Annotated in this window: 30 protein-coding genes; 6 read left to right on the forward strand and 24 right to left on the reverse strand. The window is 47.3% G+C overall.

Annotated elements, in window-relative coordinates; translation table 11 throughout:
* Nucleotides 1-42: 42 nt before the first annotated feature.
* The 3 genes from guaA to I8H75_06400 all read right to left on the reverse strand — a co-directional run bounded on the left by guaA (nucleotide 43) and on the right by I8H75_06400 (nucleotide 4,612).
* Nucleotides 43-1,548 (reverse strand): glutamine-hydrolyzing GMP synthase, encoded by a 1,506-nt coding sequence (gene guaA / locus I8H75_06390; GenBank protein ID MBH2006944.1) that lies wholly within the window; start codon nucleotides 1,546-1,548, stop codon nucleotides 43-45.
* A 389-nt stretch (nucleotides 1,549-1,937) separates the two neighbouring features.
* Nucleotides 1,938-3,902 (reverse strand): AAA family ATPase, encoded by a 1,965-nt coding sequence (locus I8H75_06395; GenBank protein MBH2006945.1) that lies wholly within the window; start codon nucleotides 3,900-3,902, stop codon nucleotides 1,938-1,940.
* Between the two features lie 350 nt (nucleotides 3,903-4,252).
* Entirely contained in the window at nucleotides 4,253-4,612 is a 360-nt protein-coding gene (locus I8H75_06400; protein ID MBH2006946.1) for a hypothetical protein, read from the reverse strand.
* An 81-nt stretch (nucleotides 4,613-4,693) separates the two neighbouring features.
* On the opposite strand from I8H75_06400, the gene I8H75_06405 reads away from it, so the two are divergent.
* The 5 genes from I8H75_06405 to rlmB all read left to right on the forward strand — a co-directional run bounded on the left by I8H75_06405 (nucleotide 4,694) and on the right by rlmB (nucleotide 10,414).
* On the forward strand, nucleotides 4,694-6,178 hold the full coding sequence (locus tag I8H75_06405) for a glycerol-3-phosphate dehydrogenase/oxidase (protein MBH2006947.1): 1,485 nt from the start codon (nucleotides 4,694-4,696) through the stop codon (nucleotides 6,176-6,178).
* 34 nt (nucleotides 6,179-6,212) lie between these two features.
* Entirely contained in the window at nucleotides 6,213-6,842 is a 630-nt protein-coding gene (locus I8H75_06410) for a ribulose-phosphate 3-epimerase (protein ID MBH2006948.1), read from the forward strand.
* Between the two features lie 51 nt (nucleotides 6,843-6,893).
* A complete protein-coding gene (gene dnaK / locus I8H75_06415) occupies nucleotides 6,894-8,765 on the forward strand; it encodes a molecular chaperone DnaK (protein ID MBH2006949.1) in 1,872 nt (623 codons plus the stop codon).
* Nucleotides 8,766-8,864: 99 nt separating this feature from the next.
* Entirely contained in the window at nucleotides 8,865-9,647 is a 783-nt protein-coding gene (locus I8H75_06420; GenBank protein ID MBH2006950.1) for a hypothetical protein, read from the forward strand.
* Between the two features lie 41 nt (nucleotides 9,648-9,688).
* The gene (gene rlmB / locus I8H75_06425; GenBank protein ID MBH2006951.1) at nucleotides 9,689-10,414 is read left to right on the forward strand and encodes a 23S rRNA (guanosine(2251)-2'-O)-methyltransferase RlmB; all 726 of its coding nucleotides are present in this window, start codon (nucleotides 9,689-9,691) and stop codon (nucleotides 10,412-10,414) included.
* A 64-nt stretch (nucleotides 10,415-10,478) separates the two neighbouring features.
* On the opposite strand, the gene I8H75_06430 is transcribed toward rlmB, so the two are convergent.
* Entirely contained in the window at nucleotides 10,479-11,000 is a 522-nt protein-coding gene (locus I8H75_06430) for a hypothetical protein (GenBank protein MBH2006952.1), read from the reverse strand.
* A 151-nt stretch (nucleotides 11,001-11,151) separates the two neighbouring features.
* Between I8H75_06430 and I8H75_06435 the strand changes: the two genes are divergently transcribed.
* Nucleotides 11,152-11,367, forward strand: a complete 216-nt coding sequence (locus I8H75_06435) for a hypothetical protein (protein ID MBH2006953.1) — start codon at nucleotides 11,152-11,154, stop codon at nucleotides 11,365-11,367.
* A gap of 21 nt (nucleotides 11,368-11,388) precedes the next feature.
* Here the strand turns inward: I8H75_06435 and rplO are convergent, their stop codons facing one another.
* From rplO to tuf, 20 genes are all read right to left on the reverse strand, one after another.
* Nucleotides 11,389-11,856 (reverse strand): 50S ribosomal protein L15, encoded by a 468-nt coding sequence (gene rplO / locus I8H75_06440; protein MBH2006954.1) that lies wholly within the window; start codon nucleotides 11,854-11,856, stop codon nucleotides 11,389-11,391.
* Entirely contained in the window at nucleotides 11,856-12,083 is a 228-nt protein-coding gene (gene rpmD / locus I8H75_06445) for a 50S ribosomal protein L30 (GenBank protein MBH2006955.1), read from the reverse strand. The genes rplO and rpmD overlap by 1 nt, the downstream gene beginning before the upstream one ends.
* A complete protein-coding gene (gene rpsE / locus I8H75_06450; protein ID MBH2006956.1) occupies nucleotides 12,080-12,565 on the reverse strand; it encodes a 30S ribosomal protein S5 in 486 nt (161 codons plus the stop codon). The genes rpmD and rpsE overlap by 4 nt, the downstream gene beginning before the upstream one ends.
* A gap of 23 nt (nucleotides 12,566-12,588) precedes the next feature.
* Entirely contained in the window at nucleotides 12,589-12,978 is a 390-nt protein-coding gene (locus tag I8H75_06455) for a 50S ribosomal protein L18 (GenBank protein MBH2006957.1), read from the reverse strand.
* Between the two features lies 1 nt (nucleotide 12,979).
* The gene (gene rplF / locus I8H75_06460) at nucleotides 12,980-13,522 is read right to left on the reverse strand and encodes a 50S ribosomal protein L6 (protein MBH2006958.1); all 543 of its coding nucleotides are present in this window, start codon (nucleotides 13,520-13,522) and stop codon (nucleotides 12,980-12,982) included.
* 7 nt (nucleotides 13,523-13,529) lie between these two features.
* Nucleotides 13,530-13,913: a 30S ribosomal protein S8 gene (rpsH, locus tag I8H75_06465; GenBank protein MBH2006959.1), complete on the reverse strand. Its 384-nt coding sequence runs from the start codon at nucleotides 13,911-13,913 to the stop codon at nucleotides 13,530-13,532.
* Between the two features lie 8 nt (nucleotides 13,914-13,921).
* The gene (gene rplE, locus I8H75_06470; GenBank protein ID MBH2006960.1) at nucleotides 13,922-14,458 is read right to left on the reverse strand and encodes a 50S ribosomal protein L5; all 537 of its coding nucleotides are present in this window, start codon (nucleotides 14,456-14,458) and stop codon (nucleotides 13,922-13,924) included.
* 4 nt (nucleotides 14,459-14,462) lie between these two features.
* Entirely contained in the window at nucleotides 14,463-14,696 is a 234-nt protein-coding gene (gene rplX, locus I8H75_06475; GenBank protein ID MBH2006961.1) for a 50S ribosomal protein L24, read from the reverse strand.
* A complete protein-coding gene (gene rplN / locus I8H75_06480; GenBank protein ID MBH2006962.1) occupies nucleotides 14,696-15,064 on the reverse strand; it encodes a 50S ribosomal protein L14 in 369 nt (122 codons plus the stop codon). Before rplN ends, rplX begins: the two co-directional genes overlap by 1 nt.
* A 1-nt stretch (nucleotide 15,065) precedes the next feature.
* Nucleotides 15,066-15,320 (reverse strand): 30S ribosomal protein S17, encoded by a 255-nt coding sequence (gene rpsQ / locus I8H75_06485; protein ID MBH2006963.1) that lies wholly within the window; start codon nucleotides 15,318-15,320, stop codon nucleotides 15,066-15,068.
* The gene (rpmC, locus tag I8H75_06490) at nucleotides 15,313-15,477 is read right to left on the reverse strand and encodes a 50S ribosomal protein L29 (GenBank protein ID MBH2006964.1); all 165 of its coding nucleotides are present in this window, start codon (nucleotides 15,475-15,477) and stop codon (nucleotides 15,313-15,315) included. Before rpmC ends, rpsQ begins: the two co-directional genes overlap by 8 nt.
* A 1-nt stretch (nucleotide 15,478) precedes the next feature.
* The gene (gene rplP / locus I8H75_06495; GenBank protein ID MBH2006965.1) at nucleotides 15,479-15,895 is read right to left on the reverse strand and encodes a 50S ribosomal protein L16; all 417 of its coding nucleotides are present in this window, start codon (nucleotides 15,893-15,895) and stop codon (nucleotides 15,479-15,481) included.
* A 15-nt stretch (nucleotides 15,896-15,910) separates the two neighbouring features.
* Complete coding sequence (rpsC, locus tag I8H75_06500; GenBank protein MBH2006966.1) at nucleotides 15,911-16,549, reverse strand: 30S ribosomal protein S3; 639 nt, start codon at nucleotides 16,547-16,549, stop codon at nucleotides 15,911-15,913.
* 2 nt (nucleotides 16,550-16,551) lie between these two features.
* Nucleotides 16,552-16,944, reverse strand: coding sequence for a 50S ribosomal protein L22 (gene rplV, locus I8H75_06505; protein ID MBH2006967.1), 393 nt, complete (start codon nucleotides 16,942-16,944; stop codon nucleotides 16,552-16,554).
* 3 nt (nucleotides 16,945-16,947) lie between these two features.
* On the reverse strand, nucleotides 16,948-17,226 hold the full coding sequence (gene rpsS / locus I8H75_06510; GenBank protein ID MBH2006968.1) for a 30S ribosomal protein S19: 279 nt from the start codon (nucleotides 17,224-17,226) through the stop codon (nucleotides 16,948-16,950).
* Nucleotides 17,227-17,228: 2 nt separating this feature from the next.
* On the reverse strand, nucleotides 17,229-18,050 hold the full coding sequence (gene rplB / locus I8H75_06515; protein ID MBH2006969.1) for a 50S ribosomal protein L2: 822 nt from the start codon (nucleotides 18,048-18,050) through the stop codon (nucleotides 17,229-17,231).
* A gap of 71 nt (nucleotides 18,051-18,121) precedes the next feature.
* Nucleotides 18,122-18,448 carry a 50S ribosomal protein L23 gene (gene rplW, locus I8H75_06520; GenBank protein ID MBH2006970.1) on the reverse strand — a complete coding sequence of 109 codons (327 nt, stop codon included), beginning with the start codon at nucleotides 18,446-18,448 and terminating at the stop codon, nucleotides 18,122-18,124.
* A complete protein-coding gene (gene rplD, locus I8H75_06525) occupies nucleotides 18,445-19,062 on the reverse strand; it encodes a 50S ribosomal protein L4 (protein MBH2006971.1) in 618 nt (205 codons plus the stop codon). The genes rplW and rplD overlap by 4 nt, the downstream gene beginning before the upstream one ends.
* A 12-nt stretch (nucleotides 19,063-19,074) precedes the next feature.
* Nucleotides 19,075-19,383: a 30S ribosomal protein S10 gene (rpsJ, locus tag I8H75_06530; GenBank protein MBH2006972.1), complete on the reverse strand. Its 309-nt coding sequence runs from the start codon at nucleotides 19,381-19,383 to the stop codon at nucleotides 19,075-19,077.
* A gap of 6 nt (nucleotides 19,384-19,389) precedes the next feature.
* On the reverse strand, nucleotides 19,390-19,535 hold a 146-nt coding region (gene tuf / locus I8H75_06535), incomplete at its 5' end, for an elongation factor Tu (protein ID MBH2006973.1).

Raw genomic sequence — 19,535 nt, forward strand, 5'->3', positions numbered from 1 at the left:
AGGTGTTTGGGGAAAACCCTGTTGGTCTCAACTCCTCTTTCGTCATTCCCATTCTATGGTCGCCGGAGGTTTGGAACTAATATCGTAGACGACGCGCGTAATCCCAGCGACCTCATTCATGATGCGGTTTGAGATTCGTGCCAGCACTTCACGAGGCAAGTACGCCCAGTCTGCGGTCATTCCATCTTCGCTTTCAATGCATCGCACGCAAATCGTTTCGCCGTAGCTCCGGGCATCGCCCATCACGCCTACGCTTCGAACCGGCAGTAAAACGGCAAAAAATTGCCAATAGCCTCCGCGGATTTCTTCTCGAACAATCCAATCGGCCTGAGCGAGCAATTCACAACGCTCGGGCGTTACTTCGCCTAAAATACGGACTGCCAAGCCTGGACCTGGAAAAGGCTGACGATTGACCCAATATTCCGAAAGCCCCAAAAGCTTGCCCAACTCTCGCACCTCATCTTTAAAAAGACTTCGCAACGGCTCCAAAAGTTTCAAATTCATCTTCTCGGGCAGCCCACCTACATTGTGATGACTCTTGATGACAGCACTCGGCCCTCCGTAAGTCGATTGAGACTCAATGACGTCAGGATAGAGCGTTCCCTGCCCCAAGAAAAGCGCTCTGGGGTATTTCTTGGCTTCTTCATCAAACACCTCAATAAACGTTCGGCCAATGATCTTGCGCTTCTGTTCTGGATCTGTGACTCCTTTGAGAGCGGTAAAAAATCGGTCGCGCGCATCGACCATATGAGGCTTGAGAGCTTCGATTTCGGAGATTTCTCCGATTCGATGCAATCCATGGTTTACGTAGATGGAGATGAGCTGATCTCCAATCGCATTCTGAAGCAACTTGGCTGCGACAGAGGAATCGACGCCTCCCGACAACGCCATGATCACCTGGTCATCGCCCACTTGGTTTCGAATGCGCTCAACTTCCTCGTTTAAGAAATCCTGAAGCGTGTAGTCCCCTTTCAAGCCTGCTATCCGAAACAGAAAGTTCGCTATGATCTGTTTACCTGGCTGGGAATGCGTCACTTCCGGATGGAATTGAACTCCAAAAATCGCTCGTTCCTTCGCAGCCACGACCGCATAGGGACAAGTAGGCGTTTGACCCAAGACTTCAAAGCCTTGTGGCAGATCAGAAACTTGGTCCCCATGGCTCATCCAAACTTCTGAAACCGCTTCAATGCCTTCCAAAAGAGCATGTGGGCGAAGGATGCTGAGCGAAGTCGAGCCAAATTCCCGCTTACCACAGCTTTTGACAACTCCTCCTAAAGCGGTTGCGGTCGCTTGCAACCCGTAACAGATACCCAGAACTGGCAAACCCAACTCTAAGAGACCCCTGGGGACAACAGGCGCATTTTCTTCGTAGACACTGGCAGGACCGCCCGATAAAATCAGCGCTTGCGGGTTTTTGTCCAAAATCTGCTCCAAAGAAACCGTACAAGGGACAATTTCTGAATAAACCCGCAACTCTCGACAACGACGAGCAATCAGTTGAGTGGTCTGGGATCCAAAATCCAATATGAGTACTTTTTGAGAAGACATGTCTGCTGGGGCCTCTAACATTGATCCGATTCCCGTACAATGCGCGGCCACTTTGGCGTTGTTGAACGGATTCGAGCAAATTCGGGTTCAAGACAAAAGACTCTCCTTGATCAACTTCGCGATAAAGTTCTTGGTACTTCCCGCACGGGCTTCCGTAAAAGCTTCTGCAACATTCCAGCGGCTAATGGCACAAACCATGTTGAAGTGTTTAATGATTGAGCCGGCTGACATAGGAACAGACATGGGGTCAACCTGAATTATATCTCCTGGTTCTGCTCCTAAAGCCTTTGACCTCTCTTTGATCGAGGCCGCGCACGATCTCCGCGGCTATCCACACTCTCGCTCGTTCAGACTCTTCTTACTTATAGAGTGTTCACGACAAAATGGAGTCATTCGGCCTTGATACACAACACAAAATCAAAGCCTCTAGGAGAGATATAGCTCGGAAATGGCGCTTGTTTAAAATCCAAAACCTTGCGGTCGTTCGACTCACACATCGAACCAACTCGCATGTAGCTGCCCGGATGGTGATCCGTAAACTTCGCAAACTGAATCCAATGATCCAGAATTCCGCTTTCAGAAATATCTGTGTTTTGATAGCGACGATAGTTCTGGCACGAAGGCTCTAAAAAGCCCTCCACCAAAGCGCCTAAGCTTCCACCAAACAAGGTTTTGTCGAACCAACACAGACGCTCTAACCCACTCCAATTCCCAAAATTCCTTCGGATTGCTCTCAATTCCGTGCTGTAATCGACCCCTGCCATCGACGCAAAATCAGCCACTGAAAGACCTTCCATCGACGTAGCTCTCAGCGAACTGGAGTCCTTGTAGTGCTGATGAACAGTTTGAAACAGTCCCCTATCACCCGTCAAGATCGCCATTTGCAGCAAATTAAAATTCCACTGGTTCGAAAAGGGCTCGAGTGGATATTTTCCCAAAAGCGGCTTTAATTGAGCGCTATCTTTCCGGGCAATCGCTTCAAAAATTTGGGCCACGCCATCTAAGTGTTTTAATTCAGGCAGCCCCTTCTTCGTGAGTAAAGCTTCTAAAAAGTTCCCATAAGCACGTGCAATTTCTCGATTCGGAATCTTTAAATCACAAACGATACCGCTCGTCTCCTCCTCCAGCTGGCAATCCACGACCGTCAGATAACCGGCGTATAAAAGCAAAGGCCATAAAGCTTTCGGATTTTGTTCAAATTTAAAAAAATCAATATTCTTATCAAAGCTCTTACGAATAACTTCCCGGCTTCGAAGCTTGGCCAGATCCTCCTGGATATCCTCGCTCACTAAAGCGCGATCAATCAACTGAGTACTTCCTGAAGCAACCCAGTAAGTTTCCAACTTGCCATTCTTAAGATAGAGAATAATCGACCAAGGATTGTAAATCGTAATGCCACCAATATTGTAACCATTGTACCATTCTTTCACTTCTGCCTTGTTATCCCTCTGTGCCTTCACCAAAAGCTCATCGACCTCTTCTTCTGTAAAACCGTAGTAAGGGGAATAGCGATTCGAGAAGAGGCTATCTTCGAAAAAGTTGTTCATGCCGGAAAAAAGATTCACTCCACCGACCCGAAGAACACCGGTCAAGATGGCTCTCTCTAGGTGAGGATTGCCTTTCAACGTTGGAGTGAGAATACTCCTAAGCAGTTCGATCGCTTCTTGAGCATAACCCTTTGTAGAGGCCACATTGATCGGCGTATCGTATTCGTCAATCAGAAGGTAAATCCTCTTCCCATGGTGCTGATGGAGCCAACTCATCAGAGTCTTGAGCGATTGTCTCAGCCCAATGGTTGGACTCTCAATCACTTTTTCTCGAATTTTCTCTAAAAAATCAGCTTGCTTTCTTCGGGAAGATTCCCACCAGTCTGAAATTTGATCCAGATACCGATACTCTGCGAATAAACGCACGATTGCCGATTCTAAATCGGCTTGCATCTGGGAGTAGGTTGTTCCCTGAACATCCTGAAAATTGAGCAAGAGGGTGGGATATCGGCCCTGATATTGCTCAATGAAACCCGGCTCTCTGGAAATCTTCAGATTTTCAAAAAGACGTTTATGAGGCTGCGGCTCTAATCTTCGACCTTCCGCATTCATTTCTTCTTTAAAAAAGTATTTTAGCATGTCCATATTGGTGGACTTACCCCAACGCCTAGGACGCGTAATCAAGATCACTTTTTCTTGTTGAGTTAATAGATCTTTGATCAATAGCGTCTTATCCACAAAGAACTTATTATCATCGGTCAACTCTTCAAAGGTCTCGGTTGCGACATAAGACTTAGAATGCGCTTCAAGCCCAAGAACAGAGAAACTCGCTGAAACAAATAGCGCAATTAAAATCGAATTCTTCACAGCAATCTCCGCTCAAACCAAAACTGATTTGGACAATTGTATTCTACACACGCGTTTAACTTTGGCAAGTGTCCTGGTTCAATACAATTGAGACTGGAAGGGCTCACTTGAATACCTAAACCCTGTAGAAAATGTTGGGACGTTTGTAAACCAATCTCCTCATGAGGCTGGCTTGAATCTGCCGGATTAGAAAAGACCTTTGCAGAGCTACTGGATCATTTGCATCCAAGGGACTCCTTTTGGCTTGTGTTCCTAACTCCCAACAGTCCCATCTAATCTATTCAGCGAACAGGTACCACCGGAACTCGAAGAGATTCTTGAAGGAAGAGTCGACTAAACAGGCATCTGCCCTAACTCTGCTTTGGGATCAGCACCATTTGATTTTCAAACCCAACTAAGACCGGGCGGGCTTCTTTGCTTAAAGTCTCCAACAAGACCTTCAGTTTCCGGTGTACCATCCGATGGCACGTGTCCAAAACAGCACTGGCATCAACCAATCGACCATCGCAGACATTGACGGAACCGAGGTTCTCCGTATAAGACTTGGCGCAGTTTTCTAAGCGCAATTCAAATCGATGCTCCACACATCCCCCCTCGTATGCAACATCGATTTCTAATTGATCGTGTGCTGGATTGTAGTAAACCTCTACGACCTCAAGGGCTCGCATCGAATAAGAAAAAAGCAAACTGATAAACCACAACGCTTTCATCGCAAACCTCACGTTTCTTGATTTCGGTTGCCCGTCACAAAAGTTGCTTTTTTTAAGCCAACAAAATAGAAAGAAGCCTGTATGAGTGCGAGCGTTCACGATGTCATTGTAATCGGCGGAGGTATTAACGGGGTCGGCATTGCTCGAGATTGCGCATTGCGAGGCATTAAAACCCTCCTCGTCGAAAAGCATGATTTTGCCAAAGGCGCTTCTGGAAACAATACCGGCATGATCCATGGCGGAATCCGTTACATGCGCTACGACGTTGGCACTACCCGATCAAGCTGCCGAGATTCGGGCTACATCCAAAGAATCGCCGGTCATCTGTTGCATCGCGTCCCATTTTTGTTTCCTGTCCTTAAAAATGACTTGGGAGGATCTTTTTTGCTCGAAGGGGCTGAAATTTTTTTTGAAGCCTACGACCGCTTTCAGCCTCTCAAAAACGGAAAAAAACACACGCGACTAAGCAAGGAAGAAGCCTTGTTCTTGGAACCCGGCTTAAGCGATCAAATATTAGGAGCCGTAACGCTGGATGAATGGGCCATCGACTCGTACCGCCTCGTGGTTGAGAATGCTGTGGATGCTCAGTTAGCCGGCGCAACCGTCCGCAATTATTGTGAATTCACACGATTTCTTCGAACCCGCACCCATCGAATCGCTGGCATTGAACTATTCGATCACGTTACTCAGCGCACCGAACACCATGAAGCCCAATGGGTCATCAATGCAACAGGCGCTTGGGGAGCTGAGCTCTCCACACAGACACAAACGCCTTATCGCCTCAGGCCCAGCAAAGGCGTTCACATTGTCTATCCCCATCGCATTTCCAATTATGGACTCATCATGAGAGCCATTGATGGGCGCCAAATGTTTTTTCTGCCGCACGACCATGCTACCTGGATCGGTACCACCGACGATGATTACTACGGAAACCTCGATTCGCTACCGATTTTAGAAGATGAAATCCGTTACCTCATCGAATCCGCTCGTTCCATATTCCCCAGCATCGACCAATACACGCCTGATCACGCGTACGCAGGAGTCCGCCCAACTTTGTACGAGTGGGGCAGAAATGAAGACGAGCTGAGTCGAGAACACCTGATCATTGATCACGATAACGGCGTTTTGTCGATTGCAGGCGGCAAGCTTGCTTCTTATCGAGAATTATCGGAAGAGGTCACGAATCTTTTAGCCCAGCGTTTAGACATCAAAACACCTTGTGAAACCCATACACGCCCCTTGCCTGGCTTTCATCCTCGACCTTCCACCGAAGAAGTCTGCTTATGCGAAAACATCAGCAAAGAACAACTAGAGTACAGCATCACGCATGAATTGGTGCAACACTTAAGCGATCTCCGAGGCCGTTGCCATTTGGGTCAAGGAGCTTGTGGGGGAGCCCACTGTGCAAGGCGAGCCGCCCAAATTTTTGCCGAAGCCAAAGGTCTTTCGGGACAATCCCAACGTGAAGAACTCGAACGGTTTCATCAACTTTGCTCTTTGGAAAGGAAACCCGCGCTCATCGCAAACAACCGGGCTCGGGAAGAACTTCGACACATGCTTAGCTGACGGGCTCTGAAAACGGTGCTATTTTGGAAGCTGTATGGTATTGATTGCACCCTCTATTCTATCCGCTGATTGGGCACGCTTGGAACAGGAAGTGAGAGCCGTTGAACAGGCCGGTGCGGATTGGATTCATTTGGATGTCATGGACGGCCATTTTGTCCCCAATCTCAGTTTTGGGCCCAAGATGGTCAGCTCGGTTCGAAAATTGACCCGACGATTCTTAGACGTTCATTTGATGATTGAACACCCTGAAAACTGGCTGGAACACTACGCGGAGGCTGGCGCGGATCAGATTACCGTTCACGTAGAAGCTTGCACCCACTTACAACGAACTCTGGCTCACATTAAAAGTCTTGGCAAAAAAGCGGGCGTCGCTTTAAATCCAGCCACGTCCGAAAGCGTTTTGGATTACGTTTGGCCTTACCTCGATTGCGTTCTCGTCATGACGGTCAATCCGGGTTTTGGTGGACAGTCTTTTTTGCCCGAATCCGTCGAAAAAATTCACCGCATTAAACAAAAAAGCAATTGTTGGGTTGAAGTGGATGGAGGCATCAATGCTCAGACCGCATCAAGGGTCGTCCAAGCTGGAGCCGATATTTTAGTGGCGGGCTCAGCCGTATTTGAGTCTTCAAACTATTCTCAAGCAATTTCGAAGCTGAGGTCTTGACTCAAAGCCATGGCTGCTTACCTTGTTCAAGCGACAAGGAGTTCTATTTTTATGGGAAAAATTATTGGTATTGACTTAGGAACCACCAATTCAGTGGTAGCAATCATGGAGGGCGGTGAGCCCAAAGTCATTGCCAACGAAGAAGGCGCGCGCACCACCCCTTCGGTTGTAGCCTATACCCGAGACGGTGAAATTTTGGTGGGACAAGCGGCCAAGCGTCAAGCGATCACCAATCCGGAAAACACGATTTTTTCGGCCAAGCGCTTCATTGGACATCGATTCGATGAAAGCCAAGCTGAAATCCAAAAACATCCCTTTCATTGCATCCGAACCGACAACGGAGACATCGGATTCAAAGTCCAAGATAAATCCGTCACCCCTCCGGAAGTATCGGCCAAAGTTCTTCAAAAACTGAAACGAGCGGCAGAAGCTTACTTGGGCCAAGAAGTCACCGAAGCGGTGATCACCGTTCCAGCCTATTTTAACGATGCCCAACGCCAAGCCACACGAGACGCTGGTAAAATTGCCGGTCTTGAAGTCAAGCGCATTGTCAACGAACCGACCGCAGCCGCACTGGCTTACGGCATGGACAAGAAAACCGAAGAAAAAATTGCGGTCTACGACTTAGGCGGCGGAACTTTCGATATTTCCATTTTGGAAGTCAGCCAGAACGTTGTGGAAGTGATTTCAACGAACGGTGATACGCATTTGGGTGGCGATGACTTCGACAACATGGTGATTGAATACTTAATGGCGGAGTTTAAAAAAGAATCGGGCATTGACATTTCCAAAGATAAAATGGTCATACAACGCCTGAAAGAAGCGGCAGAAAAAGCCAAAATTGAGCTTTCTAATGTCAAGGAAACGGAAATCAGCTTGCCATTCTTGACTGCCGATGCCTCGGGCCCCAAGCACATGAGCCATCGCATGACTCGAGCCAAACTCGAGCAGTTGCTTGAGCCTGCAATCCAAAAGACACTGGTGCCTCTCAAGCAAGCTTTGGCAGATGCTAAGCTCAATGTGGCTGATATCAACGAAGTGGTTCTGGTCGGAGGCTCTACCCGCATCCCCAGAGTCCAAGAGTTGGTGAAGAACTTCTTTGGGAAAGAGCCCAATCGTTCGGTCAATCCAGACGAAGTGGTGGCTTTAGGAGCAGCCGTTCAAGCCAGTGTTTTGGCCGGTGATGTCAAAGACATGTTGCTGTTAGACGTAACCCCACTCAGCTTAGGAATCGAAACTCTCGGCGGGGTAACCACTGTCTTGATCCCCAGAAACACCACCATTCCGACGAAGAAGTCCGAAGTCTTTTCAACGGCGGCTGATAATCAAACTTCCGTGGAAGTCCACTGCTTGCAAGGTGAGCGGGATATGGCCCGAGATAACCGAACCTTGGGTCGCTTTCATTTAGAAGGCATCCCACCCGCCCCTCGCGGAATGCCTCAGATCGAAGTCACTTTTGACATTGATGCAAACGGGATTGTGCATGTATCGGCCAAAGATCGAGCGACAAACAAAGAGCAGCGCATCACCATCACGGCAAGCTCGGGTCTGTCTGACGCCGAAATCAATCGCATGGTTCAAGACGCTGAAAGCCATGCTGAAGATGACAAACAACGCCGCGAAGTGATCGAAGAGCGAAATAAGTTGGATAGCATGATTTACAGCGTGGAAAAGATGATCACAGATAACAAAGACAAACTGTCTGCTGAAATCACGGGTCCCGTAGAAGCCGCTCTGGTAGATGCTAAGACCAAGTTGGATTCCCAAGATGCCAGCGAACTTAAAGCGGCGTTGACTGCATTGACCACCGCGAGCCATCAAGTAGCCGAAGAACTCTACAAAAACGGTGGATCCTCGACTGTAGAAGAACCGAAGCCCGATGACGGTGCGAAGGTCGTTGAAGCCGAGTTTGAAGAAAACTAGCTTGTATGGCCCGACTGCGTTCGGGCCATTTTTAAATCATTGATTCGCCATCTTGCGGCCCCCTAGCATAGGACTCATTTTTAAGCTATAAGGAAAGGCATGATTTTAAGCAGCAAGCAGCTCGAAGAACTAGAGCATCTGCACGATAGCGTCGCAGATTTTGATGACGACTCCAACGTAGGTGGAGATAACGAAGAGTTTGACGAAGCCTCCGAAGGGGCTCTTGCCTGGCGCAGAGGGATGCTTGAACGAGCAACCGCTACCGTTCGAAAGTACGAGAAAAATCCCCTCAACAGCGCAGAAAATTACGCGGTAGGCTCTCTCGTATTTGACACGCAAAATCAACGTTTTGCCCGCATTCGAGAGAGTTCATCGGCTCAAGCAACACTCGTCTATGTTTCGGGAGGGGAAGCCATTTTAAAGGGAAGCATCCTTGAAGTCACCCAGTCGCTTAAACCGATGCCGAGTCTGAGCAAAAAGAAAACCGAAACCAAAGCAGCGAAAGCGCCTGCGGTTAAATCAGTCCCCGCAAAGGCTTTGATAAAGAGCAGCGAAAAGCCCCCTCACAAAAAAGACAAAGCGGTAGCCTCGACTAAAGCTCCGTCAATTCCAGTGACGCCAGCTAAAAAAATCGCGAAGCCTGTATCGGCTAAAAAGAAGCCCGTCAAAGAGACTCCGAAAAAACCGGCTAAAAAAATCGTAGCGATTCAAAAGAGTGCTCCGAAAAAACCAGCAACCGAAAAACCGAGCGATACGAATGGATTTATCAAGAAAAACTACAAAAAAATGAGCAACAAAGAATTATCAGAACTTACAGGTCTTTCCGAGCATACGATTCGGAGAAAGCTGGGTGAATGGGGTTTAAAACGCCTTAGCAAGTGAGTTTTTTTGAAAAAATCAAAATACAAAAGGATGCATTCTTAGTGAAAGATACTATCTTTGGAGCACATGCCGTTTTAGGGGTGCTCCTACATCAGCCCAAGCGAGCTATTCAGCTCCTGTGTCTTGAAAAAAGCGCGCATGTCGAAATTATGGCTGTTGCAAACCGTCTAGGTCTTCCTATTCGGACTTGGAACAAGGCCCAGTTTCAAGAGCAATTGGGCCACGAAGCCGTACATCAAGGGCTTGCGCTGCAAGTGCGTGAATTTCCCTACGTAGAGCTGGAAGATGCGTTGCGTGGGCGCCCAAAACTCTGCGTGGTACTCGACAGCATCGAAGATCCTCGCAACTTGGGTCGTGCTGCTCGTTCTGCTTTTGCCATGGGTGCTGAATTATTGGTCATTCCCAAAGATCGAGCCGTACAAGTCACCAGTTCAGCTGAGAAAGCCTCGGTCGGAACGCTGTCACGGATTCCGGTGGCGCGCGTCACCAACCTCAATCGCGCACTCGATAAAATGCGAGACGCTGGGCTTTGGATTATTGGAACCAGCGATCAAGCCAAGCTCAAACCCTGGAAGTGCGATCTCACCAAGCCCATCGCTTTAGTGGTTGGCAATGAAGAAAAAGGCATTCGAAAACAAGTGCTGGAACATTGTGATGAGATTATCCAAATCCCTATGGCAAGCAAGGATATGAGCTTGAATGCTGCCGATGCAGCGACGGTTATGCTCTACGAAGCACTCCGACAACGTCAAGGAGCGTCTGCTTAAAAGTGTTTAAACCATTTCAAACCGGAACCACTCTAGCAAGAATCTCCTCCTGCTCGGTTACCTATTAAAGAAAGCTGCACTTAGAAACGCGTTTTGCAAGCTTCAAAGCATTGCCAGGCCAACGCAATAGAGCGTCTACATTTTTTTTCGCTTCTGGATGAAGGCTTTGATGTGCAGGAGAACCCGGGCAAAAATATTTCTGAAAACGTGCAACATACAAAATAGTAATTGCATCACAAACGTCATTTTCAGTCGCAATCTGCATCATTTTAGTAGAAAAAGCTTTGAGCTCTGCTTCCTGCCATGAAGAATGAGCGATTGATGCATATGGCGGTTCCTCACTCTCCTTCAGATCTATCAATTGACTCAAATAATACCTTTGCAGATGCTCAAGCGCTCCTAACCTATCTCCGGATCTATCTCGAGGGGCTATAGATTTTTCTGCGATATCTTCATCGGAAAAACGAGTCGGAGCGCAATGAGGTAGAGCCGCTAGATCAAGAACTTCGTTGGGTACCTCAAAGGCTTCGACGATAGCTGGAGCACAAACTAATCCAATGACCAATGAATAGAGATATTTTTTCATTTTTTTCTCCTTAGGAAAGCTCTAACCAGATAGCATGTCTCTCAATAGTTGCGTAATTAAATGTGGGCCACAAGATTAGATATCCCGCATGATAACAAATTTTCAGAAAGAAGTTCCCTTCCTTGAGCAGCAATTCCCGTCAAAATAAGTTATGTCGTTTAGACGCGCTATAATCAATCAAGTGAGTTTTTTTGAAAAAATCAAAATACAAAAGGATGCGATTATTGGAACCAGCGATCAAGCCAAGCTCAAACCCTGGAAGTGCGATCTCAGCAAGCCCATCGCTTTAGTGGTTGGCAGCGCTGGAACTCAGAAAAGACGATTTACGTCTATTCTGGATGTAAAAAAGGGCCTTTCGGCCCTTTAATCCATCAAACAAGCGGGGTTTTTAAGCCACAACTTCGACGCTACCGCCTTTTTCTCGCACCTTCGCAATCGCCGATTCGGAAGCGGCGTGAACCTTCAGTGTCAAGGCGTGTTCAATAGTACCTTGGCCTAAAAGCTTAATTTGGCAACGCATGTTAGGTGCCAAACCAGCGACCACTAAAGCAGCTTGATCAACAACCGCTCCAGCTTCAAAATGCCGATTCAAACGAGCCAAATTGACTGGATGATAGTCCTTACGGAAACCGTAGTTCGTAAATCCACGCTTAGGGGTACGTCGAGCTAAAGGATTTTGTCCCCCTTCAAACCCGATTCGGACATTACCGCTCTTACGAGCTTTCTGACCTTTGTGCCCACGACCGGATGTTTTACCATGACCGCTGCTTTCTCCGCGGCCCAAACGTTTGCGATTCTTGGTCGCCCCAATAGGAGCTACTAGATTATGCAGTCCTAAAAAATCTTTCGATGGCATTATTCTGCTCTCCTTGAACGAGCACCCGTCAATGCAATTTGACCTTGTCGAACTTGAATATCGACCAAATGCTGAACTCTCTGAATCATGCCTCGAATCGCTGGCGTGTCACGAAGTGTTCTTTCATCTCCAACGCGTTTCAACCCAAGACCTTGCAAAATAAGCTTTTGGGATTCGGGCTTCCCAGCCTGTCCCTTCAATTGTTTCACCCAAATATGCGTACTCATACAATCCCTCTGCGTCGCTCAGTTTCTTCACGCGTGCGAAGTGCGAGCAAACCCTCTAAAGTTGCTTTGACAACGTTATGGGGATTCTTACTCCCTAGCGACTTCGTCAAAATATCGTGAACTCCCGCCGCTTCTAAGACCGCTCGAACCGTACTCCCCGCAATACAGCCGGTACCTTCGGAAGCGGGTCGCATCAAAACGCGTCCTGCACCAAAAACCCCTATCACCGGATGAGGAATGCTAGCCCCCTTCAAAGAGACTCGGCGAACCGATTTACGGGCTTGTTCAGTACCTTTTCGGATGGCTTCTGGCACTTCGCCCGCTTTTCCGAATCCGATACCGACTCGACCTTTCCCATCTCCTACCACCACGAGGGCGCTAAATGAGAAACGACGACCTCCTTTTACCACTTTCGCAACGCGTCCAACGTGAACCACTTTTTCCGAAAGCTCACCGGATTCTTCATTATGATGCTGAGCCATTTTTTCTACCATTCCAAACACCCTTAAAAATTCAAACCCGCTTCACGAGCTCCGGAAGCTGCGGCAGCCACACGCCCACGATAGCGATAGCCATTGCGATCAAAAACTGCTTCGAGAACACCCTTCTCTTTCAAACGGTGCCCTAAAAGTCCACCGACTTTGGATGCCGCATCCATCTTCTTAAGACCGGTCAAATCGGCCTTCAAAACCTTGTCAACCGTACTGGCGGCAGCCAAAGTTGTGCCCGACTCATCGTCAATTGCTTGAATGTAAAGATGTTTCGCGCTCTTAAAGACGGTTAAACGCGGACAAACAGCTGTTCCGTCCATCTTTTTGCGAACGCGTATTTTACGCCGTTCATGCAAAGCCTGCTTTAAATTTCGTTTACGTAAAGATTGAATCGTTGCTTTCATACTACTTACCTGCTGACTTGCCTTCCTTACGCTTAATCACTTCATCGGAGTAACGAATACCCTTTCCGCGATATGGCTCTGGTGGCCTAAAAGATCGAATTTTTGCGGCAGTTTCACCCAAAATTTCTTTGTTAATACTCTCTAGCTTGATGGAAGTCTTAGCCGCATCCGTATGGGCTGTCACTTCATCGGGGAGTTTAAACACCACGGGGTGTGAAAATCCAAGAGCTAAGTGAATCTCACGGTCTTTGGCTTCTGCACGATAACCCACGCCTGTAATCGCGAGCTCTCGAACAAAGCCGTGGGTTACCCCATGAACCATGTTGCTGACCAAAGTACGAGACAAGCCATGAATCGATTTTGATTCATTGGTATCGTCTTGACGAGTCACCAAAAGTTGAGCGTTTTCCTGGGTCACCGTCACGGCAGAATGCAACTCACGTTCCAACTGCCCTTTAGGTCCTTCTACTTTGATACGATGTCCCTGAATAAGCACTTTGACTTTTTCAGGAATTTCAATCGGTTGTTTTCCAATTCGAGACATATAACACCTACCAAACTGTACAAATTACTTCGCCGCCTACTCCTTGTTTGCGAGCATCCGAGCCGGTCATTACCCCTCTGGAAGTCGAAACAATGGAGATCCCTAGGCCGCCTCGAACGGATGGAATTTCCGATTTACCGGTATACACTCGAAGACCTGGCTTGCTAACTCTTTGCAGGCCTTCGATCACGGGAGCACCGTCTTCGTCGTACTTCAGCTTCACGACCAAATTTTGATCTTCTTGAGCAAAATCGGTAATGAAACCACGCGCTTTTAAAATGCCTAAAATGCTCTCACCCATACGCGACGGCCTCAAACGGACGTCTGTCTTGCGCACCATCAATGCGTTTCGAATTCGAGCTAATAAATCACTAATCGGATCGGTCATCATATCTTTTTTTACTTCCTAAAGGGAACACCCAAATGTTTCAATAGGGCTTTACCTGCCTTATCGTCACCTGCTGAAGTTACCAGACTCACATTAAAACCTCGGATCTTATCTACTTTATCGTAGTTAATTTCCGGAAAAATAATATGTTCCTTGACCCCTATTGAGCAATTGCCCTGCCCATCAAATTTACTGCCAATTCCTCGAAAGTCACGTACTCGAGGCAAAGCAATATTGACAAAACGATCCAGAAACTCCCACATGCGTTCACGGCGTAAAGTGACGGAAACACCAATGGGCAATCCTTGACGCAGTTTATAAGTTGCAATCGACTTCTTCGCTTTGGTAATCACAGCCTTTTGGCCTGAGATAGTTTCCAAAGCTTCTTTCCCAGCTTCAATTGCTTTTGGATTCGCAACAGCCTCTCCAAGACCCATGTTTAGCACGATCTTTTGAAGCTTAGGCGTTTGCATGGGGTTTTTCAATTCAAGCTCTTTCATCAGAAGCGAGACGAGCTCTTTATCATAATATTTCTTTAAGCGAGCCATCTTTCTATTCCTTTACCAACTTGACGTTCGAAACGTGAATCGTACCGAAATCATTGATAATTCCACCCTCTGGGTACTTTTTGCTTTTTTGCGGCTTGATATGGCGCTTGACGGGCGCTACATTCTCAATTTTGACGCGCTCACGTTCGCGATCCACTTCCAAAACCTTACCAATTTGACCTTTTCGATCTTTTGAGCCGGTGATCACTTGAACAGTATCGCCCTTTTTAATTTTCATTACAGCACCTCCGGTGCCAAAGAAACAATTTTCATAAAATTCTTACCACGCAGCTCACGTGCAACTGGACCAAAGATACGAGTCCCAATTGGCTCATCATCTTTGTTTATCAAAACAGCCGCACAGCTATCAAAGCGAATATACGTTCCATCCGATCTGGCAAGTTCTTTTGCAACTCGAACAACGACTGCTCGAACAACCGAACCTTTCTTCACTTTGGAAGTTGGACTTGCTTCTTTGACGCTGCCAACAAAAATATCACCAACAGATGCGTAGCGGCGATGGGAACCTCCCAAAACCTTGATACACATTACTTTTTTAGCACCACTGTTATCGGCTACTTCCAATACGGATTGTGTCTGAATCATCTTACGCCTCCACCGCCTGGACGACTTCTTTCAAACGCCAGCGCTTGGATTTTGAAAACGGTCTCGATTCCACAATCGTTACCACATCCCCTTGCTGACAACGTTCTTGTTCATCGTGTGCGTGATACTGATCATTGCGCTTCAAGAATTTGTGATATTTGGGGTGGCGAACCGTACGAGTTACTTCCACCGTGATGGTCTTACTCATCTTGGTGCTTGTCACTACGCCTTGCATGACACGCTTTTGCCTATCCATTATTTTGCCTCTTCAAAGTTAAAATTCGTGCGATATCCCGGCGGGTTTTTTTTAAAGAGGCTGTATTGGTCAATCGGCCATTCTTCAAATCAAAACGCATCTCTAAAAGTTGCTTTCGAAGCTTTAATTCTTCGTGATTTATTTGCTCTTTCGTCATTTTAAAGCTCCATCGATGCCATGATAATTTTTGTTGGGAAGGGTAACTTGGAAGCAGCTAACTGCATGGCCCTCGTGGCAACATCATCCGCAACACCTTCTATTTCGTACAAAATACGCCCTGGTTTGACAACCGCCACGTATCCCTCGACAGCGCCTTTTCCTTTACCCATTCGAACTTCTGCGGGCTTTTTGGTAACGGGCTTATCTGGAAAAACGCGGATCCAAATTTTACCGCCACGTTTGACATGACGCGTCAAGGCAATACGAGCTGCTTCAATTTGTCGCGCGGTCAACCAACCACGTCCGGTACACAATAATCCGACGGTACCGAACGAAAGAGTGGAGCCACCCTTCGAATCGCCACGGACGCGTCCTTTATGCTGCTTTCTAAATTTTGATCTTGCTGGTGATAACATGACTCTTAAACACCCTTAATTACGAGACGAAGTGAGTACTTCGCCTTTAAACAGCCAAACCTTACAGCCAATTTGTCCATAGGTCGTATGCGCTTCAGAAAATCCGTACTGAATGTCTGCACGCAAAGTATGCAAAGGAACTCGTCCTTCACGGTACCATTCTCTACGAGACATTTCAGCGCCGCCCAAGCGACCCGAAACCGCTACTCGAATTCCCTTAACCCCAAACTTCTGAGCGGTTTGCATAACTTTTTTCATGGCTCTTCGAAAAGCTACACGACGTTCCAATTGCTGAGCCACATTTTCAGCGATCAATTGGGCATCGACTTCCGGTTTACGCACCTCATGAATGTTCAAAAAGACTTCGCTTTTCGATTTTTTTTGAAGATCGGCCTTGAGCTGCTCAATACCAGCTCCTTTCTTACCGATAATCAAACCAGGCCTTGCAGCGTAAACACTGATTTTACACTTACTGGCTGCACGCTCAATATCTACCCGACTAATACCTGCGGACTTATGCTGTTTTTTAATCAGCTCACGCATGTTCATGTCTTCTTTGAGCCACCCAGCATAACCGGCTTCACTAAACCATTTCGAATCCCAGGTCTTATTGATCCCAAGACGAAAACCTATTGGATTAACTTTCTGGCCCATACTTACTTGCCATCCCTTGTTGAAAGACGAACATCAATGTGCGTTGACTGTTTGCGAATCGGCGTTGCCCGTCCTTGAGCACGAGGCATAAAACGACGACCAATCTCCCCTTTGTGCACTTGTATCTCTTCCACCACCAAACTGTCTGCTTCAAATCCACGATTCACAGCGTTTGCCGCAGCGGACATTAACAATGCTCTCAAAGGCTCGCTGGCTGCGCGCTTTTGAAACGCCAAATGAACATAAGCATCGCCTAAATTCTGCCCACGAACCAAATCTGCCACCACGCGCGCCTTACGTGCACTCGTTCTCAGCTTCCTCAAAGAAGCTGTGGCTACTTCCAGACTTCGAGCCTCTCGGCGTGCTTGTGCTTTTTTACGTTCTCTTGTTGCCATAAGTTAACCTTTTTTCACCTTTTTGTCGGTTGGATGCGTCACAAAATATCTTGTAGGCGCAAATTCCCCTAACTTATGACCCACCATATTGTCCGTAATAAATACGGGAATAAATTTTTTACCGTTATGCACCGCAATGGTTCGACCAATGAAATCAGGCGTAATCGTCGAACGCCTCGACCAAGTCTTAATCACCTGTCTTGGATTGACTACCGCATCACCGGCTACTTTTTTCCACAAATGAGAGTCCACAAAGGGACCTTTTTTTAACGAGCGTGTCATTCTTACTTCCTACGCTTCACAATCATGTTGTTGGTACGTTTATTGTTACGAGTACGATGACCCTTGGTTGGCTGACCCCATGGAGAAACAGGGTGTCGTCCACCTGATGTCCGACCCTCACCACCTCCGTGTGGATGGTCAACCGGGTTCATAGTAACCCCTCGATTATGAGGCTTCCTGCCCAACCAACGCTTACGGCCTGCTTTACCCAAACGAATCAACTCATGCTCTACGTTGCCCACTTGTCCAATGGTTGCGGTACAATCAATCAACACCAACCGATTTTCACCGGAAGGAAGCCGAATGTTTGCATAGGCACCCTCTCGAGCCATAAGCTGAGCAACACCGCCCGCACTTCGAACCATTTGAGCGCCTTTTCCAGGTCGCAATTCGATATTGTGGATGCTGGTTCCAATCGGAATATTTTTAAGAGGCAAGCAGTTTCCTGGCTTGATGTCCGCTGTCGCACTTGCCAGGACTTGATCACCAACGGAAAGCCCGACTGGAGCTAGAATGTAGCTCTTGACGCCATCTGCATACTGCAAGAGCGCCAATCGCGCGCTTCGGTTGGGATCGTATTCGATCGCCTTCACCACCGCTGGAACTTCTAATTTAGAGCGACTAAACTCAACATCTCGAAGTTTTCGTTTGTGAGCGCCCCCGCGAAAACGCACCGTAATGCGTCCCGTAGCGCCTCGCGCAGAAATCGCTTTACGTCCTTTGGTCAGACGCTTTTCGGGCTCTTTCTTTGTGATTTCTGAGAAATCAGAACCTGTTGTTAACCGACGAGCCGGACTCGTAGGTTTATAGTATTTTATACCCACTTTTTTTTACCCTTCTAGCCCTAGCAACAAATTTTATCCCTAAAACTTGTTTTATCGGCTAAAACATGAACCTACGCAGCAACCTGATCTTCTGAGATCATGGGTCCCTGCCAAACTCCAAATACGTCTAAATCAGAATCAGAGGAAAGCGTCAATACCGCTTTCTTCCAATTCGACTGCTTTCCCATGGTGCGACCGACACGCTTTGTCTTACCACGATAGATCGCGGTGTTAACCGATTGGACTTTCACGCCAAACAAGCGCTGAGCAGCAGATTTGATCTGCTTTTTATTCGCCGCGCTTAAAACTTCCAAAGTCACCTGTCTGGAATTTTCTTTGAGAAAATTCGACTTTTCGGTCAAAACAGGTTTTCTTAAAATATCGTACTCTGTAATCATTGCATTCTCTCCTGCAAAGCCAAAACCGCTTTCTGAGTCATCATCAGAACAGGGTAGCGCAAAATGTCATAAACATTGACGCCTGCTTCTTCAAGGTATTTTGAACGATCTAGATTCCGCATGCTGCGTTTCAAGAGATCATTTTCCAAATCCACCACCAAAGAACGTTCTGCAGAAAGACCTTTTAGAATCTGAGCTGCCTTTTTGGTTTTTGCTTCCGGTATCGGAAACTCGCTCAAAATTTTTAAATTGTTCTCTTTCAAACGTGCACTCAGGGCTACGGCAAGAGCCGCACGACGTTTGGCTTTAGGCATCTGGTACGAATAATCACGCGGCTTTGGAGCAAACGCAACTCCCCCACCAATTTGATGAGGACTTTTGAGCGAACCCTGACGCGCCATACCACGGCCCTTCTGTGGAGAAGGCTTCTTGGTCGTCCCGTTTACTTCTGCTTTGGTTAAAGCAGACTGGGTACCCGCTCTTCGGCAAGCACGTTGCCAGTGAACGACTTCAGAAAGCAAATGCTTACGAATGGGTGCAGCGAAAACATCCGGGCTAAGCTCCATCGTTCCCACTTTTTCATTGTTTAAATTGACTATATCGACTTGAGGCATGTTCCTTACTTCCTAGCTTCGCAGCTCAACATCAACGCCGGCGGACAAATCCAACTTCATCAGCGCATCCAAAGTAGCTTGAGTCGGGCCCAAAATTTCAAGTACACGCTTATGCGTACGAACCTCAAACTGTTCCCGAGACTTTTTGTCAATGAACGGACTTCTTAATACCGTATAACCCGTAATCTTTGTAGGCAACGGAATCGGTCCTACGATTTTTGCTCCGGTACGGCGAGCGGTTCCTACAATCTCTTCTGCGGACTGATCCAACAGTTTATGATCGTACGCTTTTAAACGAATGCGAATCTTATTGGCCGACATGACTTACTACTCCAAAATCTCTGAGACAACGCCCGCGCCTACGGTATGACCGCCTTCACGAATCGCAAAACGAAGTTCTTTATCCATTGCAATCGGTGTGATCAAATCCACCGTGATGGTCACGTTATCACCCGGCATAACCATTTCCGAGC

This window comes from Myxococcaceae bacterium (assembly GCA_016000045.1).
Classification (GTDB): domain Bacteria; phylum Myxococcota; class UBA727; order UBA727; family JABDBI01; genus AER2-1.

Excerpts from the sequence above, each read along its gene's own strand:
- guaA (MBH2006944.1), bottom strand. The coding sequence starts at position 1,548 with ATGTCTTCTCAAAAAGTACTCATATTGGATTTTGGATCCCAGACCACT.
- I8H75_06400 (MBH2006946.1), bottom strand. The coding sequence starts at position 4,612 with ATGAAAGCGTTGTGGTTTATCAGTTTGCTTTTTTCTTATTCGATGCGA.
- I8H75_06405 (MBH2006947.1), top strand. The coding sequence starts at position 4,694 with ATGAGTGCGAGCGTTCACGATGTCATTGTAATCGGCGGAGGTATTAAC.
- I8H75_06410 (MBH2006948.1), top strand. The coding sequence starts at position 6,213 with ATGGTATTGATTGCACCCTCTATTCTATCCGCTGATTGGGCACGCTTG.
- dnaK (MBH2006949.1), top strand. The coding sequence starts at position 6,894 with ATGGGAAAAATTATTGGTATTGACTTAGGAACCACCAATTCAGTGGTA.
- I8H75_06420 (MBH2006950.1), top strand. The coding sequence starts at position 8,865 with ATGATTTTAAGCAGCAAGCAGCTCGAAGAACTAGAGCATCTGCACGAT.
- I8H75_06430 (MBH2006952.1), bottom strand. The coding sequence starts at position 11,000 with ATGAAAAAATATCTCTATTCATTGGTCATTGGATTAGTTTGTGCTCCA.
- I8H75_06435 (MBH2006953.1), top strand. The coding sequence starts at position 11,152 with ATGTCGTTTAGACGCGCTATAATCAATCAAGTGAGTTTTTTTGAAAAA.
- rplO (MBH2006954.1), bottom strand. The coding sequence starts at position 11,856 with ATGCCATCGAAAGATTTTTTAGGACTGCATAATCTAGTAGCTCCTATT.
- rpmD (MBH2006955.1), bottom strand. The coding sequence starts at position 12,083 with ATGAGTACGCATATTTGGGTGAAACAATTGAAGGGACAGGCTGGGAAG.
- rpsE (MBH2006956.1), bottom strand. The coding sequence starts at position 12,565 with ATGGCTCAGCATCATAATGAAGAATCCGGTGAGCTTTCGGAAAAAGTG.
- I8H75_06455 (MBH2006957.1), bottom strand. The coding sequence starts at position 12,978 with ATGAAAGCAACGATTCAATCTTTACGTAAACGAAATTTAAAGCAGGCT.
- rplF (MBH2006958.1), bottom strand. The coding sequence starts at position 13,522 with ATGTCTCGAATTGGAAAACAACCGATTGAAATTCCTGAAAAAGTCAAA.
- rpsH (MBH2006959.1), bottom strand. The coding sequence starts at position 13,913 with ATGATGACCGATCCGATTAGTGATTTATTAGCTCGAATTCGAAACGCA.
- rplE (MBH2006960.1), bottom strand. The coding sequence starts at position 14,458 with ATGGCTCGCTTAAAGAAATATTATGATAAAGAGCTCGTCTCGCTTCTG.
- rplX (MBH2006961.1), bottom strand. The coding sequence starts at position 14,696 with ATGAAAATTAAAAAGGGCGATACTGTTCAAGTGATCACCGGCTCAAAA.
- rplN (MBH2006962.1), bottom strand. The coding sequence starts at position 15,064 with ATGATTCAGACACAATCCGTATTGGAAGTAGCCGATAACAGTGGTGCT.
- rpsQ (MBH2006963.1), bottom strand. The coding sequence starts at position 15,320 with ATGGATAGGCAAAAGCGTGTCATGCAAGGCGTAGTGACAAGCACCAAG.
- rpmC (MBH2006964.1), bottom strand. The coding sequence starts at position 15,477 with ATGACGAAAGAGCAAATAAATCACGAAGAATTAAAGCTTCGAAAGCAA.
- rplP (MBH2006965.1), bottom strand. The coding sequence starts at position 15,895 with ATGTTATCACCAGCAAGATCAAAATTTAGAAAGCAGCATAAAGGACGC.
- rpsC (MBH2006966.1), bottom strand. The coding sequence starts at position 16,549 with ATGGGCCAGAAAGTTAATCCAATAGGTTTTCGTCTTGGGATCAATAAG.
- rplV (MBH2006967.1), bottom strand. The coding sequence starts at position 16,944 with ATGGCAACAAGAGAACGTAAAAAAGCACAAGCACGCCGAGAGGCTCGA.
- rpsS (MBH2006968.1), bottom strand. The coding sequence starts at position 17,226 with ATGACACGCTCGTTAAAAAAAGGTCCCTTTGTGGACTCTCATTTGTGG.
- rplW (MBH2006970.1), bottom strand. The coding sequence starts at position 18,448 with ATGATTACAGAGTACGATATTTTAAGAAAACCTGTTTTGACCGAAAAG.
- rplD (MBH2006971.1), bottom strand. The coding sequence starts at position 19,062 with ATGCCTCAAGTCGATATAGTCAATTTAAACAATGAAAAAGTGGGAACG.
- rpsJ (MBH2006972.1), bottom strand. The coding sequence starts at position 19,383 with ATGTCGGCCAATAAGATTCGCATTCGTTTAAAAGCGTACGATCATAAA.